14 protein-coding genes and 2 pseudogenes are annotated in these 15,034 nt (G+C 72.3%); 14 read left to right on the top strand and 2 right to left on the bottom strand.

The features are described 5' to 3' along the window. The first annotated feature begins 196 nt into the window (after positions 1-196). From ACLQ2W_RS31480 to ACLQ2W_RS31470, 3 genes are all read left to right on the top strand, one after another. Complete coding sequence (locus tag ACLQ2W_RS31480; protein WP_425791230.1) at positions 197-1,156, top strand: heme o synthase; 960 nt, start codon at positions 197-199, stop codon at positions 1,154-1,156. A 242-nt stretch (positions 1,157-1,398) separates the two neighbouring features. Then, positions 1,399-1,731, top strand: a complete 333-nt coding sequence (locus ACLQ2W_RS31475) for a hypothetical protein (RefSeq protein WP_425791228.1) — start codon at positions 1,399-1,401, stop codon at positions 1,729-1,731. Between the two features lie 13 nt (positions 1,732-1,744). Continuing rightward, on the top strand, positions 1,745-2,662 hold the full coding sequence (locus tag ACLQ2W_RS31470; RefSeq protein ID WP_425791226.1) for an ATP-grasp domain-containing protein: 918 nt from the start codon (positions 1,745-1,747) through the stop codon (positions 2,660-2,662). Between the two features lie 35 nt (positions 2,663-2,697). On the opposite strand, the gene ACLQ2W_RS31465 is transcribed toward ACLQ2W_RS31470, so the two are convergent. Both ACLQ2W_RS31465 and ACLQ2W_RS31460 read right to left on the bottom strand, forming a co-directional pair. After that, complete coding sequence (locus ACLQ2W_RS31465; protein WP_425791224.1) at positions 2,698-4,365, bottom strand: right-handed parallel beta-helix repeat-containing protein; 1,668 nt, start codon at positions 4,363-4,365, stop codon at positions 2,698-2,700. Between the two features lie 79 nt (positions 4,366-4,444). Beyond that, entirely contained in the window at positions 4,445-5,407 is a 963-nt protein-coding gene (locus tag ACLQ2W_RS31460; RefSeq protein WP_425791222.1) for a COX15/CtaA family protein, read from the bottom strand. 98 nt (positions 5,408-5,505) lie between these two features. Between ACLQ2W_RS31460 and ACLQ2W_RS31455 the strand changes: the two genes are divergently transcribed. From ACLQ2W_RS31455 to ACLQ2W_RS31405, 11 genes and pseudogenes are all read left to right on the top strand, one after another. Further along, positions 5,506-6,243, top strand: coding sequence for a helix-turn-helix transcriptional regulator (locus ACLQ2W_RS31455; protein ID WP_425791220.1), 738 nt, complete (start codon positions 5,506-5,508; stop codon positions 6,241-6,243). Then, positions 6,240-7,670, top strand: coding sequence for a Fe-S cluster assembly protein SufB (gene sufB, locus ACLQ2W_RS31450; protein WP_107162484.1), 1,431 nt, complete (start codon positions 6,240-6,242; stop codon positions 7,668-7,670). The genes ACLQ2W_RS31455 and sufB overlap by 4 nt, the downstream gene beginning before the upstream one ends. 84 nt (positions 7,671-7,754) lie before the next feature. Continuing rightward, positions 7,755-8,900, top strand: coding sequence for a Fe-S cluster assembly protein SufD (gene sufD, locus ACLQ2W_RS31445; RefSeq protein WP_425791218.1), 1,146 nt, complete (start codon positions 7,755-7,757; stop codon positions 8,898-8,900). Continuing rightward, positions 8,900-9,226: a non-heme iron oxygenase ferredoxin subunit gene (locus ACLQ2W_RS31440; protein WP_425791216.1), complete on the top strand. Its 327-nt coding sequence runs from the start codon at positions 8,900-8,902 to the stop codon at positions 9,224-9,226. The genes sufD and ACLQ2W_RS31440 overlap by 1 nt, the downstream gene beginning before the upstream one ends. After that, positions 9,226-9,999, top strand: a complete 774-nt coding sequence (sufC, locus tag ACLQ2W_RS31435) for a Fe-S cluster assembly ATPase SufC (protein WP_425791214.1) — start codon at positions 9,226-9,228, stop codon at positions 9,997-9,999. The genes ACLQ2W_RS31440 and sufC overlap by 1 nt, the downstream gene beginning before the upstream one ends. Before the next feature lie 8 nt (positions 10,000-10,007). Continuing rightward, a complete protein-coding gene (locus ACLQ2W_RS31430; protein WP_425791212.1) occupies positions 10,008-11,315 on the top strand; it encodes a cysteine desulfurase in 1,308 nt (435 codons plus the stop codon). Continuing rightward, positions 11,315-11,773, top strand: a pseudogene (sufU, locus tag ACLQ2W_RS31425) (Fe-S cluster assembly sulfur transfer protein SufU); the annotation flags it as partial. The gene ACLQ2W_RS31430 and the pseudogene sufU, both read left to right, overlap by 1 nt. 71 nt (positions 11,774-11,844) lie before the next feature. Further along, on the top strand, positions 11,845-12,246 hold the full coding sequence (locus tag ACLQ2W_RS31420; protein WP_425791210.1) for a metal-sulfur cluster assembly factor: 402 nt from the start codon (positions 11,845-11,847) through the stop codon (positions 12,244-12,246). 337 nt (positions 12,247-12,583) lie between these two features. Further along, positions 12,584-13,216 carry a LysE family transporter gene (locus tag ACLQ2W_RS31415; RefSeq protein ID WP_425791208.1) on the top strand — a complete coding sequence of 211 codons (633 nt, stop codon included), beginning with the start codon at positions 12,584-12,586 and terminating at the stop codon, positions 13,214-13,216. Positions 13,217-13,234: 18 nt separating this feature from the next. Next, positions 13,235-13,873, top strand: coding sequence for an acVLRF1 family peptidyl-tRNA hydrolase (locus ACLQ2W_RS31410; protein ID WP_425791206.1), 639 nt, complete (start codon positions 13,235-13,237; stop codon positions 13,871-13,873). A gap of 163 nt (positions 13,874-14,036) precedes the next feature. After that, positions 14,037-14,954 (top strand): annotated as a pseudogene (locus ACLQ2W_RS31405) (RCC1 domain-containing protein); the annotation flags it as partial. Positions 14,955-15,034: the final 80 nt, after the last annotated feature.

The following is a 15,034-nucleotide window of genomic DNA, read 5'->3' as shown; positions in this document are numbered from 1 at the left end:
GCCCGGGGATCTCGGCATGGTCTTCTCTACGGGCGCGGCCGGCCCGGTCGTTCAACCCGGGGTGTGACGGCCCGCACCGTTGCCGGGTCTGCGGGGCAGCCAAAACGACGACGCGTAGTGTGTGGGGCGGTGTGTGGACCCGGGCTCGGGTCCGGGCCGATCGATCTCCCTTGCCGAAGCCGGAAGGTGGCAATCCGTGAGCATGATCACCGAGCGCCCCGTCAGCAACCCTGCCGGGAAGTCGCCGGTGGGCTCGGTGACGGAGGCGTCGGCGACCGACCGGCGGGACGTGCGCGGCGTGGTGGCGGCGTACGTGGCGCTGACCAAGCCGCGGATCGTCGAGTTGCTGCTGGTGACCACCGTGCCGGCGATGATGCTCGCGGACGGCGGCATGCCGTCGCTGTGGCTGGTGGCCGTGGTGCTGATCGGCGGCTCGCTCGCCGCCGGCGCGGCCAGCGTCCTCAACTGCTACATCGACCGCGACATCGACCAGTTGATGCGGCGCACCAAGCGTCGGCCGCTGCCGGCGCACACCGTGTCGCCGCGCAACGCGCTGGTCTTCGGGTTGGTGCTGGCGGTGGTGTCGGTGGCGCTGATGGCGGCGACCACCAACTGGCTGGCGGCCGGCCTGACGCTCGCCGCGATCGCCTACTACGACCTGGTCTACACGCTGTGGCTGAAGCGCACCACGGCCGCCAACACGTTCTGGGGCGGCGTCTGCGGGGCCGCGCCGGTGCTGATCGGCTGGGCCGCGGTCACCGGTTCGTTGTCGCCGGCCGCGTGGGGCCTGTTCGCGGTGGTCTTCTTCTGGCAGATGCCGCACTTCTACGCGCTGGCCATCAAGTACAAGGACGACTATGCGCGGGCCGGCATCCCGATGCTGCCGGTGGTGGCGTCGGTCCGGCGGGTCAACGGGGAGATCATCGCGTTCTCCTGGCTGACGCTGTTGTCGTCGCTGGCGGTCTGGCCGCTGGGGATGAGCCCGATCTACGGCGTGACCGCGTTGGTGGTCGGCGGGATCTTCGTGGTCGAGGCGCACAAGCTGTGCCGGCGCGCGGCGCGCGGCGAGGCGGTCAAGCCGATGCGGCTGTTCCACTGGTCCACCACGTACCTCACCATCCTCTTCGCCGCCGTCGCACTCGACGCGCTGATCTGAGCGATTCTCGCCCCGTGCGGGATTTCCGCACGTGAGACAGTTCATCAGAAATTTTCTTCTGTTCTTTCACGGCGGGACAACCCGGACAGAGCGTGACGATCTCATGCGGGAGATCCGTCCGTATATGACGGATTAATCAGGGCAAATTACCTTTGGTTCTCCTTAAACCAGCGGGTAATTGGCATCACATTCAGTTCATGGTTCTCGCACATCCGGGTGGAAGTCTGCATAGGCTTCGCGTCATGGCAGATGGTTCCGATACGACGCTGACGACTGAGCAGACCACCGAGCAGGCCGCCAAGGGCCTGGTCGCGGGCATCAAGTCGTTCGCCGCCGGACACGGCGGCGCGAAGGCGGTCATCGAGTACGTCGGCAAGCGCGGCGCACGGATCGTCCTCGTGGGTTCCGACGGGGTGTGGGCCGACCAGTTCGCCGACGGCACGGACGTCGCGCGGCAGGCCTGCGCGGAGGCCGGGGTCGATGTCGAGAACGCCTGGGAGCGTGAGCTGATGGACCAGATGCGTCCGAGCAACGACCTCTGGCGGTCGATGGCCCGGCGCACGATGGCCCGTTGACACACATAACCGCATGACCGACCACCACCAGTCGACCCGGGGGGAACCCCGGGTCGCTTTCGTCACCTGCGCCGCCCTGCCCGATCTCGACCCGGACGACCGGCTCGCGCTCGGCCCGCTCGCCGCACGCGGCGTCGCCGTCGACGGCGCGGTCTGGGACGACCCGGCCGTGGACTGGTCCCGGTACGACCTGGTGCTGCTCCGCTCACCCTGGGACTACGCGCTGCGCCGCGACGAGTTCGTCGCCTGGGCACGCGGTGTGCCGACCCTGCTCAACCCGGCCGACGTGGTCGCCTGGAACACCGACAAGCGTTACCTGGCCGAGCTCTCCGCCGCCGGGGTGCCCACCGTGCCGACCACCTGGCTCGCGCCGGGGGAGAGCTGGCCGGCGCCCGCCGACGGCGAGTTCGTGCTCAAGCCGGCGGTCAGCGCCGGCAGTCAGGACACCGGCCGGTACGACCTGGCCGACCCGGAGCACCGCGAGCTGGCGTCGGCGCACGTGCGGCGGCTCGGTGCCGCCGGGCGGGTCACCATGGTCCAGCCGTACCTCGACGCGGTGGACACCGCCGGGGAGACCGCGCTGCTGTTCCTGGCCGGCCGCGACGGCCTGGCGTTCAGCCACGCGATCCGCAAGGGCCCGATGCTGACCGGCCCGGACCGGGGCGAGGCCGCGCTCTACAAGGAGGAGCGGATCGACGCCCGCACCGCGACGCCGGCGCAGCGGGCCGTCGCGGAGCAGGTGCTGGCCGCCGTCCCGGGCGGCGCCGACCGGCTGCTCTACGCCCGGGTCGACCTGATCCCCGGCCCGGACGGCGCGCCCGTGCTGGTCGAGCTGGAGCTGACCGAGCCGAGCCTGTTCGTCGGGTACGCCGAGGGCGCGCCCGACCGGCTCGCCGACGCGGTCATGTCCCACCTGAGCCGCCGCCGCTGACCGCACCACCGCCACCGGCTGAGTTGGCGGGAACGTCAGTCGCGGTCGGTGTGGTTGCGGTCCCAGCGTCCGCCGATCGGCGGGGTGTCCAGCCGCACCGCGGCCACCGTGCCGGCCAGGTCGTTGTCCTCGACCGCGCACGACACGCAGCTGCCCGCCTCGGTGATCCACAGCCCGTACGCCTGGGTGTCGGCGTCCCGGTGCCAGATCCGGTTGTCGCGCACCGTGGCCGAGTCGAACGGGGCGGCGACGGTGATCCCGGCGCAGGCCGGCGGCCCGGCGGGCAACTCGTACGCGGAGCCCGGCGCCGGGGTGGCCTCGTTCCAGCCGGTGGCGCCGTCCGGTCGCACCTCGGCCAGGGAGAGCCGGTCGGCGGTGTTGTCGGCGACCACCGCGTCCCGGGTGCCGACCCGGACGACCTTCCCGCGGTGCCCGCCGGGCGGCCAGCCCGCGTGGGCGTCGGTGACCTCGCGCGGGCCGTAGCGCACCGCGTCGCCCGAGCCCCGGTGGGCCGGTGCGGACCGCTGACCGTTGTCCCGGATGCGGTTGCCGACGATCGACGCGTCCAGCATCGGCCGGTCGATCCGGATCCCGTCCAGCGCGTTCTCCCGGATGTCGTTGTCCTGGATCACCACGTCCGCCGCCGCGCCCCGGTAACCGTGGCCGAGGTCGTGCTCGTGGTAGCCGTACCCGCCGTTGTTGCTGATCCGGTTGCCCTGCACCGCGTACGGACCGGGGGTGTTGCCCATGCTGATGCCGTCGCCGACGTTGCAGTCGATCACGTTGCCGGTGAGCAGGCCGCCGCGCCCGGCGACCCCGGCGGTGCCGTTCGCCGAGACGTCGAAGCCGGCCTCCAGGTTGTTGGTCATGGTGCAGCCGGAGACGATCAGCCCGTCCGCGCCCCAGTCCGAGATGCCGAACCGGTTGGCCTGGCTGTGGCAGCCGATGATGCGGATGCCGCGCGGCGGGTCCCAGTAGTCCTTCTGGAGTTCCAGGAAGATCCCGTTGGTGCCGTTGCCGACCGTGGTGCAGTTGGCGATGGTGAGGCGCTCCACGGCGCCCCAGCCGCCGATGCCGACCCCGATCCCCGCGCCGCCCATCTGCTGGCCGTTGTCCAGCCGGCCGCAGCCCACCACGACCACGCCGTCGATCAGGCTGTCCTGGAGGAAGTCGCAGCCGAGACCGGTGGCGCCGGTGTGGTGGATGTAGAGGTTGCGGAACACGCCCCGCACCACGTACTGCAGACCCAGGCCCTTGGCCAGGTAGTCGTACTCGGCCAGGCCCACGCCCGAGCCGTCGATCTCGAAGTCGGCGAACGTGCAGTCGGCGATGTGCCGGTCCCGGTCCGCGCCGTGCTGCACTGTCGTCCAGTAGGCGAGCGGCACCGGGTCGGCGCGGTTGCCCTCGTTGCTGAGCAGGAACCGGGTCGCCGCCGGGCCGGCGCCGATCAGGGACACCCCGCTGCGCCACACCGTGCCGGCGTCGCGGATCGAGTAGAGGCCGGGCGGGCAGTGGATGACCCGGGCCCGGCCGTCGGCGTCGTAGCCGGCGCCGAGGCGGTCCACCAGCGCGGCCAGGGCCGGCTGGTCGTTGGTGACCCCGTCCCCGGTGAGGCCGTGCTCGCGGGCGTCGCACCACAGCGGCGCGCCGGCCACCGGCGTCAGCCGCTGCGGGGTGGAGGTGGCAAGGCCCTTGCGCGACACCGGCGGCTCCCCTCGGGCGTACGGTCCGTCGTCCGGACCGCATTCCCGCTCCCGCCGGGCGGTAACGCCCGGTGCGGCCTCAGGCGGTGGCGCCCACCGGCTCGGCGGCGGGCGTCGCCGGTGCCTCCGGGGCGGCCGGGAGCCGTTCCCGGGTGGCCCGGAGCACGCCCAGCGTGGCCAGCAGCACCAGGCAGGAGCCGAGCATGTGCGCGGCGACCAGCACCGCCGGCAGGTGGGTGAAGTACTGGACGAAGCCGATCAGGCCCTGGCCCAGCTCGACCGCGAGCAACACCCCGGCGGCCCGCGCGGCCCGCGCCGCGCCCACCGCCCGGAACGCGAACAGCAGCGCCACCGAGAGGCCGATCAGCAGGAAGACGCCGTCCGCGTGCACCTGCGAGATCGCCTCCGGGTCGAGCCCGTTGCGGGCCGCGCCGTGGTCGCCGGCGTGCGGTCCGCTGCCGGTCACCCAGGTGCCGACCACCAGCACGGCCGCGCTGACCACGACCGTGATCCGGGCGAGGGTACGCAGCGGCGCCGGCACGGTCGGCGTCACCGGCCCGTCCGGCTCCACGGTGCGCCGCCAGAGCGCGTACGCGGCGGCGATCACCACCATCGAGGCGAGGAAGTGCAGCCCGACCACCCACGGGTTGAGGTTGGTGAGCACGGTGATCCCGCCGAGCACCGCCTGGGCCGGGATGCCGAACAGCACGCCCACGGCCAGCGGCAGCAGCCCTCGGCGGCGCGGGCGCTGGGCCAGCACGGCCAGCACCACGGCGAGCGCGATGATCCCCACCGCGAACGTCAACAGCCGGTTGCCGAACTCGATCACCCCGTGCACGCCCATCTCGGACGTGGTGGTGTAGGACTCGTCGGTGCACCGGGGCCAGGTGGGGCAGCCGAGGCCGGACGCGGTGAGCCGGACCGCCCCGCCGGTGACCACGATCGCCACGTTCGCGATGATCGAGGTGTACGCGAGCCGACGCAGCAGCGTGGGGGAGACCGGGAACCGGACGGAACGCTTCACCCGGCGAATCCTACGCACCGTAGTGGACCACGATCGGGCGACTCCGCCAGTGCGGTGTTCGGGATCACCGGACCCCGGGTTTGCGGGCCCCGGCCGAATTACGTAACGTTGCTGTTGTGAAAAACGCGGCAGCGCTGTCCGAGGGGTCGGTGACCGGTACGGTCGTCGGCGCGCCGGCCGCTGCCGACCTGTCGACCCGGGACCGGGTCACCCAGCTCCTGCTGGAGCGGGGCGCGACCACCGCCGCGCAGCTCGGTTCGGCGCTCGGCCTCAGCCCGGCCGCGATCCGCCGCCACCTCGACGCGATGCTCGCCGACGGGGACGTGGTCGCCCGGGAGCAGGCCGTGCGCGGCAGCCGGGGGCGGGGCCGGCCGGCCAAGGTCTTCGCGCTGACCGAGGCGGCCCGGGTGCGGTGCGGCACCCACCACTACGACAACATGGCCACCGCCGCGCTGCGGTGGATCGCCCGCACCGGTGGCGCCGAGGCGGTCGCGAAGTTCGCGGCCGACCAGGTCGCCGCGCTGGAGAACCGCTGCCGGGCCGCCATGGAGGACGCCGGTGACGCCCCGATCGCGCGGGCCGAGGCGCTCGCCGGGGCGCTGACCGCCGAGGGTTACGCTGCCAACGCGTCCACGATCGCCTCCGGCGGGCAGCTCTGCCAGCACCACTGCCCGGTGGCGCACGTGGCCGCCGAGTTCCCCCAGCTGTGCGAGGCCGAGACCGCGGTGATCTCCCGCCTGGTCGGCACCCACGTGCAGCGCCTGGCCACCATCGCGCACGGCGACGGCGTGTGCACCACGCACATTCCCGCCCAGTCCGGTTCCACCGTCTCCACTGTGAGGACAGATAGATGACCGAGCAGATCGTCCAGCCCCTGACCCAGGAGGAGCAGCTCGCCGCCCTCGGTCGTTACGAGTACGGGTGGGCCGACCCGGACGTCGCCGGGGCCGCCGCCCAGCGTGGTCTGAACGAGGCGGTGGTGCGGGACATCTCGGCCAAGAAGAACGAGCCGGCCTGGATGCTCGACCTGCGGCTGAAGGGCCTGCGGCTGTTCGGCCGCAAGCCGATGCCGGCCTGGGGCGCGGACCTCACCGGGATCGACTTCGACAACATCAAGTACTTCGTCCGGTCCACCGAGAAGCAGGCCACCAGCTGGGAGGACCTGCCGGAGGACATCAAGAACACCTACGACCGGCTGGGCATCCCGGAGGCGGAGAAGCAGCGGCTGGTCGCCGGCGTCGCGGCGCAGTACGAGTCCGAGGTCGTCTACCACAAGATCCGTGAGGACCTTGAGGAGCAGGGCGTCGTCTTCCTCGACACCGACACCGCGCTGCGCGAGCACGAGGACGTCTTCAAGGAGTACTTCGGCACGGTGATCCCGGTCGGCGACAACAAGTTCGCCGCGCTGAACACCTCCGTCTGGTCCGGTGGCTCGTTCATCTACGTGCCGAAGGGCGTGCACGTGGAGATCCCGTTGCAGGCCTACTTCCGGATCAACACGGAGAACATGGGCCAGTTCGAGCGGACGCTGATCATCGTCGACGAGGGCGCGTACGTGCACTACGTCGAGGGCTGCACCGCGCCGCTCTACTCCTCCGACTCGCTGCACAGCGCGGTCGTGGAGATCGTGGTCAAGAAGAACGCGCGGTGCCGCTACACCACCATCCAGAACTGGTCGAACAACGTCTACAACCTGGTCACCAAGCGCGCGGTGTGCCACGAGGGCGCGACCATGGAGTGGGTCGACGGCAACATCGGCTCCAAGGTCACCATGAAGTACCCGGCGGTCTACATGACCGGCGAGCACGCCAAGGGCGAGGTGCTCTCGGTGGCCATGGCCGGTGAGGGCCAGCACCAGGACGCCGGCGCCAAGATGGTGCACGCCGCGCCGCACACCTCCTCGACCATCGTGTCGAAGTCGATCGCCCGGGGTGGTGGCCGCACCTCCTACCGCGGCCTGGTGCAGGTGCTGGAGGGCTCGCACAGCAGCCGTAGCACGGTCAAGTGCGACGCGTTGCTCGTCGACACCATCTCCCGCTCCGACACCTACCCGTACGTCGACATCCGCGAGGACGACGTGTCGATGGGGCACGAGGCGACCGTCTCCAAGGTCAGCGACGACCAGCTCTTCTACCTGATGAGCCGCGGTCTGAGCGAGGACGAGGCGATGGCGATGATCGTGCGCGGTTTCATCGAGCCGATCGCCAAGGAGCTTCCGATGGAGTACGCGCTGGAGCTGAACCGCCTGATCGAGCTGCAGATGGAGGGCGCGGTCGGCTGACGCCGACCGCGTCGGGCCGGGCCTCGTGCCCGGCCCGTCTCCGGTTCCACTGACACCGCCGTCGCTGAACAGACCAAGGAAGAGATGACTACCCAGGCTTCCGCGCCGCCCACGACCAAGTCGCAGGCGCTCCGCTCGTACGACGTCGCCGACTTCCCGGCCCTGACCGGCCTGGAGGAGGAGTGGCGCTTCACCCCGCTCAAGCGCCTCCGCGGCCTGGCGGGTGACGGCTCCGGGGTGACGCGCGGCACGGTCCGGCACGAGCACGGCGACCTGCCCGAGGGCGTCACCGTCGACCGGATCGGCCGGGACGACCCGCGGGTGGGCAGCGTGCTCACGCCGTTCGACCGGGTCAGCGCGCTGGCCTACGGCGCGGCCGAGGACGCCCTGCTGGTGGCCGTCGCCCGGGACGCCGTGGTGGACGCGCCGGTGCGCCTGCGGGTGGTCGGCGAGGACGCCGGGGCGCTCGCGTTCGGGCACACGTTCGTCGAGGTGGGCCGCTTCGCCGAGGTGACGGTGGTGCTGGAGCACGTCGGCTCCGCCACGCTCGCCGACAACGTCGAGGTGACGGTGGCGGACGGGGCGAAGCTGACGCTCGTCACGCTCGCCGAGTGGGCCGACGACGCGGTCCAGGCGCAGCACCTGAAGGTCCGGCTGGGCCGGGACGCGCGGGTCGTGCACGTGCAGGTGAGCCTCGGCGGTGACCTGGTCCGCCAGCACACCACCGTGGAGTACACCCAGCGCGGCGGCGAGGCCGAGCTGTACGGCCTCTACTTCGCCGACTCCGGCCAGCACCTGGAGCACCGGCAGCTCGTCGACCACACCGTGCCGGACTGCCGCAGCAACGTCGGCTACCGGGGCGCGCTCCAGGGCGACGACGCGCACACCGTCTGGGTCGGCGACGTGCTGATCCGGGCCGAGGCGACCGGCACCGACACGTACGAGATCAACCGGAACCTGCTGCTCAGCGACGGCGCCCGGGCCGACTCGGTGCCGAACCTGGAGATCGAGACCGGCGAGATCGCCGGCGCCGGGCACGCCAGCGCGACCGGCCGGTTCGACGACGAGCAGCTGTTCTACCTGATGGCCCGCGGCATCCCGGAGTCCGAGGCGCGGCGCCTGGTGGTGCGGGGCTTCTTCGCCGAGCTGATCAACAAGATCCCGGTCGAGGACCTGCGCGAGCGGCTCGGTGACGCGATCGAGGCCCGCCTCACGAAGGCCGGCTCCTGATGATCAGGATCTGTTCGACCGAGGACGTGTCGAAGGGCGCGGTGATCAGCGCCGACGTGGACGGTGTGCAGATCGCGGTCGTGCACGGCGAGGACGACGCGTTCTACGCCGTACGCGACGAGTGCTCGCACGCCGCCGTGGCGCTCTCCGAGGGCGAGGTGTCCGGTTGCACGCTGGAATGCTGGCTGCACGGATCCCGTTTCGACCTGCGTACCGGTGAGCCCACCGGGCTGCCCGCGACCGAACCCGTACCCGTCTACCCCGTCGAGGTCCGCGACGGCGAGATCTACGTCAGCATGACGCCGAGCAATGGAGTGACGCGATAATGAGCACCCTGGAGATCCGCGACCTGAAGGTGTCGGTCAAGCTGCCCGAGGGTGAGCTCAAGCCGATCCTGCACGGGGTCGACCTGACCGTGCGCTCCGGTGAGACGCACGCGATCATGGGCCCGAACGGCTCCGGCAAGTCGACGCTGGCGTACTCGATCGCCGGCCACCCGAAGTACGAGATCACCAGCGGCGAGGTGACGCTCGACGGCGAGGACGTGCTCGCCATGACCGTCGACGAGCGGGCCCGCGCCGGCCTCTTCCTGGCCATGCAGTACCCGGTCGAGGTCCCCGGCGTGTCGGTGGCCAACTTCCTGCGTACCGCCAAGACCGCCATCGACGGCGAGGCGCCGAAGCTGCGCACCTGGGCCGGCGAGCTGCGCGGGGCCATGGAGAAGCTCCAGATGGACCCGGCGTTCGCCCAGCGCAACGTCAACGAGGGCTTCTCCGGCGGGGAGAAGAAGCGGCACGAGATCGTGCAGCTCGAACTCCTCAAGCCGAAGATCGCCATCCTCGACGAGACCGACTCCGGCCTCGACGTGGACGCGCTGCGCGTGGTCAGCGAGGGCGTCAACCGGGTCCGCGACACCGGCGACACCGGGATGCTGCTGATCACCCACTACACCCGGATCCTGCGCTACATCAAGCCGGACTTCGTGCACGTCTTCGTCGCCGGCCGGATCGTCGAGCAGGGCGGCCGCGAGCTGGCCGACAAGCTCGAGGAAGAGGGCTACGAGCGGTACGTCGCCGGAGCCGGCGCGGCGCGGGCCTGAGTCTCGACATGACCTCCTCGATCGCGATCCCGGCGGGCATGCCGCAGTACGACGACGTGCCGCGCTTCGACGTGGCGGCGGTGCGGGCCGACTTCCCGATCCTGGACCGGGAGGTCAACGGCCACCCGCTGGTCTACCTGGACAGCGCCAACACCTCGCACAAGCCGCGTCAGGTGCTCGACGTGCTCACCGAGCACTACGCGAGGCACAACGCCAACGTGTCGCGCTCGGTGCACACGTTGGGCACCGAGGCGACCGAGGCGTACGAGGGCGCGCGGGCGAAGGTCGCCGCGTTCGTCCACGCGCCCGGCGTGGACGAGGTGGTGTTCACCAAGAACTCCACCGAGGCGATCAACATCGTGGCGTACGCGTTCTCCAACGCGTCGCTGCGCGCGGACGCCGACCCCCGGTTCCGGCTCGGCCCCGGCGACGAGATCGTGATCTCCGAGATGGAGCACCACTCGAACATCGTGCCGTGGCAGCTCCTCGCCGAGCGCACCGGCGCGACGCTGCGCTGGTGCCCGGTGACCGACGGCGGCCGGCTGGACGAGTCGGGCCTGGACGACCTGGTCACCGAGCGCACGAAGATCGTCTCGCTGGTGCACACGTCGAACATCCTGGGCACCGTCAACGCCACCGCTCGGATCACCGAGCGGGTCCGCCAGGTCGGCGCGTTGCTGCTGCTCGACTGCTCCCAGTCGGTGCCGCACCAGCCGATCGACGTGGTCGACCTGGACGCGGACTTCATCGTCTTCACCGGCCACAAGATGTGCGGCCCGACCGGCATCGGTGTGCTCTGGGGCCGGGGCGAGCTGCTCGCCGCGATGCCCCCGGTGCTGGGCGGCGGCTCGATGATCGAGACGGTGACGATGGCGCGGTCGACGTTCGCCGCGCCGCCGGCCCGGTTCGAGGCGGGCACGCCGCCGATCGCCGAGGCGGTCGCGCTCGGCGCGGCGGTGGACTACCTCACCGGTGTCGGGATGCGGGCGATCCAGTGGCACGAGAAGGAGCTGACGGCGTACGCGCTGGACGCCCTCGCCACCGTGCCCGGGCTGCGGATCTTCGGCCCGTCGGTGCCGGTCGGCCGGGGCGGGACGATCTCGTTCGCGCTCGGTGACGTGCACCCGCACGACGTCGGGCAGGTGCTCGACTCGCTCGGCGTACAGGTGCGGGTGGGCCACCACTGCGCCAAGCCGGTGTGCACCCGCTTCGGGGTGCCGGCCATGACGCGGGCGTCGTTCTACCTCTACACCACCACGGCGGAGATCGACGCCCTGGTGGCGGGTCTGGAGCAGGTGCGGAAGGTGTTCGCGTGATGCAGCTCGATTCGCTCTACCAGGAGATCATCCTGGACCATTACAAGCACCCGCACGGCCGTGGGCTGCGGGACGCGGCGGACCCGGCGGCCCGGGTCGGCGAGGCGCACCACGTGAACCCGACCTGCGGTGACGAGATCACCGTACGGGTGGCGACCGACGGCACGGTGTTCACCGACATCTCCTACGACGGGATGGGCTGCTCGATCAGCCAGGCGTCGGCGAGCATCCTGCACGAACTGCTGCGTGGCCGGGCCGCGGCCGACGCCGCGGTGGTGCACGAGGCGTTCGTCGAGTTGATGTCCGGACGGGGCCAGGTCACGCCGGACGAGGACGTGCTCGGGGACGGGGTGGCGTTCGCGGGTGTCGCGCGCTACCCGGCCCGGGTCAAGTGCGCGCTGCTGTCGTGGATGGCGTTCAAGGACGCCGCGGCACGCGCCGGGGTGGGCGTGGGCCCCGAGGTGAAGGCGAATCATCAATACAGCGCGGCGGCGTCCCAGGCCGGTGCCGGGCGGAGCGAGGGGGCGGCATGAGCGAGGACGAGAGCACCACGACGCCGGAGGCCGGCGCGGTGGCGACCGACAGCCCGGCGACGCCGGCCGGTGGCAAGGCCGCCGTCGGCGACATCGAGGAGGCGATGAAGGACGTCGTCGACCCCGAGCTGGGCATCAACGTGGTCGACCTGGGCCTGGTGTACGGCGTGCACGTGGACGACGAGAACGTCGCCACGCTGGACATGACGCTGACCTCGGCGGCGTGCCCGCTGACCGACGTGATCGAGGACCAGACCCGGCAGGCGTTGACCACCGGCCCCGGTGGCGGCCTGGTGAACGACATCCGGATCAACTGGGTCTGGCTGCCGCCGTGGGGCCCCGACAAGATCACCGACGAGGGACGGGACCAGCTCCGGTCACTCGGCTTCAACGTCTGACCCGTTCCCCGGGTCACCAGGCGAGGGCGCGGCACCCCTTCCGGGGCGCCGCGCCCTCGCCTTTCCACCCCACCCCGCCCCACCCCTCCTCTCTCTCCGGCCCGCAGATTCACGGAAAGAGGCCCCTTCCCGCCGCTGATAAGCCCTCTTTCCGTGAATCTGCGCGGGGGCCGGGTGGGGTGGGGGTGGGGGGAAATGGGTGGTGGGGGTGGTGGGGTGGGGGGAAGGATGAGCGGGTGATCGAGGCGTACCCGAAGCAGGCTCCTGTCCGTGCGGCCACCACCGCGCGTCGACAGCGCGCCGCGCTGCGGGTCGGCTCGCCTCCCCGTCCGACGTCGTGACCGGGGCGTTCCTCGCCGGTCTGCTGGCCGGCTACGGCGTCGCCGTGCCGGTCGGCGCGATCGCGATCCTCATTCTCGGGCTGAGCGCCCGCCACGGGTTCCGGGTCGGCGTGGCCGCGGCGCTCGCGGTGGCCACCGCGGACGGGCTCTACGCCGCGCTGGCCACGCTGGGCGGCGCCGGGCTGGCCCGCGTGTTGGCCCCGGTGGCCGGGCCGCTGCGGGTGGTCGCCGCGCTGGTGCTGCTCGGCATCGCCGCCCACGGCCTGTGGCGGGCCTGGTCCGGCCGGCGGGCCGGGGAGGTCACCGAGGCGCCGTCCGGTCGCGGCCTGCACACCCCGGCCCGGGCGTACGCGGCGCTGCTCGGGTTGACGCTGCTCAACCCGGCGACGGTGCTCTACTTCGCCGCGCTGGTGCTCGGCCGCCGGGACGCCGCCGACCCGGACCCGAGCGCCGCCGCGTCGTTCGTGACCGGCGCGTTCCTGGCGTCGGCGAGCTGGCAACTGCTGGTGGCCGGTGGCGGGTCGATGGTCGGGCGCGTGCTGGCCGGACCGCGCGGTCGGCTGGTCACCGGGCTGGTTTCCAGCGCGCTGATCGCCGCCCTGGCGGCGGCCACCCTGCTGTCCGGCTGAACCGCGTACCGTCGTGGCATGAGCAGCCGACCCGCAGCCGGGGGTGGCCGGTGGGTGGAGGTCGATCCGGGCCGCGTCCTCCGCTGGGTCGAGGGCTTCGCCGACCGGCACGGCCCACCCGTCACCACCGCCCGGGGCTTCGGGCTGCTGCTCATCGCCCCGGACGGCGCCACCGCCGAGCTGCACACCCCGCCCGGCGCGCGTTCCACACCGGACCTGACCGCGTTCGCCGGTGTCGCCGCCGCGCCCCGCCGGATCGGCCTGCTGCTGGCTCGCAAGGGCGCGGTGGCGGTCGGGGTGGCCGACGGGACCGAGCTGGTGACCTCCAAGGTCGACACCCGGTACGTGCAGGGCCGCACCGCCGCGGGGGGCTGGTCCCAGCAGCGGTTCGCCAGGCGGCGCGACAACCAGGCGAAGGCGGCGCTGGGCGACGCCGCCGATCTCGCCGTACGCCTGCTGTTGCCGGCCGCCGGCACGCTCACGGCGGTGGTCTGCGGCGGTGACCGGCGCGCGGTGGACACGGTGCTGGCCGACCGGCGGCTGGCCCCGCTCGCGGCGCTGCGCGCCGAGCGCCTCCTGGATGTGCCCGAGCCTCGGCGCGCCGTCCTGGTCGCGGCCGTCTCCGCCGCCCGGGCAGTCCACATCCTGGTCCGCTGAACAGGAAAGATCACATCAAGCCGGTCAATCCCGCTCACTCCTAGTGCATCGAATCGACTCGATGCATAGGCTTGGTGTCACGAAGCGGTGGGTCTCCGGGCGACCCGCAGGGCAGCTTCGCCTCCGCCGTTCACGCACCGACATCGTTGGGAGAAAGCATTTCATGAACGGATATCAGGACGGCCGGCTGCGGACCCGGTGGCGCCGTGCGACGAGGCTCCTCGCCGCCGCGGCGGCGATGTGCACCGGAAGCCTCGTGCTCACCGCCGCGCTGACCGGGGGCCCGGCGACCGCGGGCCCGGCCGAACGCGTCGCGCTGGCCGCCCCGGCGGTCACCAGCGTCACCGCGGGCGGCGCGCACACGTGCGCGATCAGCGCCGACGGGGGGCTGTGGTGCTGGGGCTCCAACTACAGCGGCCAGCTCGGTGACGGGACCACCACGAACCGGAACACTCCGGCGCGGGTCGGCACCGCCACCTGGACCGGCGTCGACGCCGGCTCCGGACACACCTGCGCGGTCCGGACGGACGGCACGCTGTGGTGCTGGGGCTCGAACTTCCGGGGCCAGCTCGGCGACGGCACGACCACCAGCCGCAGCGCGCCGGTGCAGGTCGGGACCGCCACCACCTGGGCCCGGGTCGACGCCGGCCCGGCACACACCTGCGGCGTCCGGACCGACGGCACGCTGTGGTGCTGGGGCTTCAACCGCACCTCGCAGTTGGGTGTCGGCAGCTCGCCCTACACCGCGACCACCCCGCTCCAGGTCGGCACCGCGACCAACTGGGCGAGCGTCTCGACCGGCTTCGCGCACACCTGCGGCGTCCGGACCGACGGCACGCTCTGGTGCTGGGGCTACAGCTCGGACGGGCAGCTCGGTCTCGGCACGCTCGGCTCCCAGACCACGCCGGCGCAGGTCGGCACCGCCACCACCTGGACGGGCGTCACGGCCGGCTACGCGCACACCTGCGGCGTCCGGTCCGGCACGTTGTGGTGCTGGGGGGAGAACGGGTACGGGCAGCTGGGCGTGAGCGGCAACTTCCAGACCACGCCGATCCAGGTCGGCACGACCACCACCTGGAGTGGGGGGGGGGGGGGGGGGGGGGGGGGGGGGGGGGGGGGGGGGGGGGGGGGGGGGGGGGGGGGGGGGGGGGGGGGGGGGTG

The sequence above is a fragment of the Micromonospora sp. DT227 genome, assembly GCF_049841835.1.
Lineage (GTDB): Bacteria > Actinomycetota > Actinomycetes > Mycobacteriales > Micromonosporaceae > Micromonospora.
The sequence above is the reverse complement of the archived record's forward strand: the minus strand, read 5'-3'. Positions and strand labels throughout refer to the sequence as shown.

Coding starts and splice junctions, on each gene's coding strand:
- ACLQ2W_RS31475 (WP_425791228.1), top strand. CDS start 1,399: ATGGCAGATGGTTCCGATACGACGCTGACGACTGAGCAGACCACCGAG.
- ACLQ2W_RS31470 (WP_425791226.1), top strand. CDS start 1,745: ATGACCGACCACCACCAGTCGACCCGGGGGGAACCCCGGGTCGCTTTC.
- sufB (WP_107162484.1), top strand. CDS start 6,240: ATGACCGAGCAGATCGTCCAGCCCCTGACCCAGGAGGAGCAGCTCGCC.
- sufD (WP_425791218.1), top strand. CDS start 7,755: ATGACTACCCAGGCTTCCGCGCCGCCCACGACCAAGTCGCAGGCGCTC.
- ACLQ2W_RS31440 (WP_425791216.1), top strand. CDS start 8,900: ATGATCAGGATCTGTTCGACCGAGGACGTGTCGAAGGGCGCGGTGATC.
- sufC (WP_425791214.1), top strand. CDS start 9,226: ATGAGCACCCTGGAGATCCGCGACCTGAAGGTGTCGGTCAAGCTGCCC.
- ACLQ2W_RS31430 (WP_425791212.1), top strand. CDS start 10,008: ATGACCTCCTCGATCGCGATCCCGGCGGGCATGCCGCAGTACGACGAC.
- ACLQ2W_RS31420 (WP_425791210.1), top strand. CDS start 11,845: ATGAGCGAGGACGAGAGCACCACGACGCCGGAGGCCGGCGCGGTGGCG.
- ACLQ2W_RS31410 (WP_425791206.1), top strand. CDS start 13,235: ATGAGCAGCCGACCCGCAGCCGGGGGTGGCCGGTGGGTGGAGGTCGAT.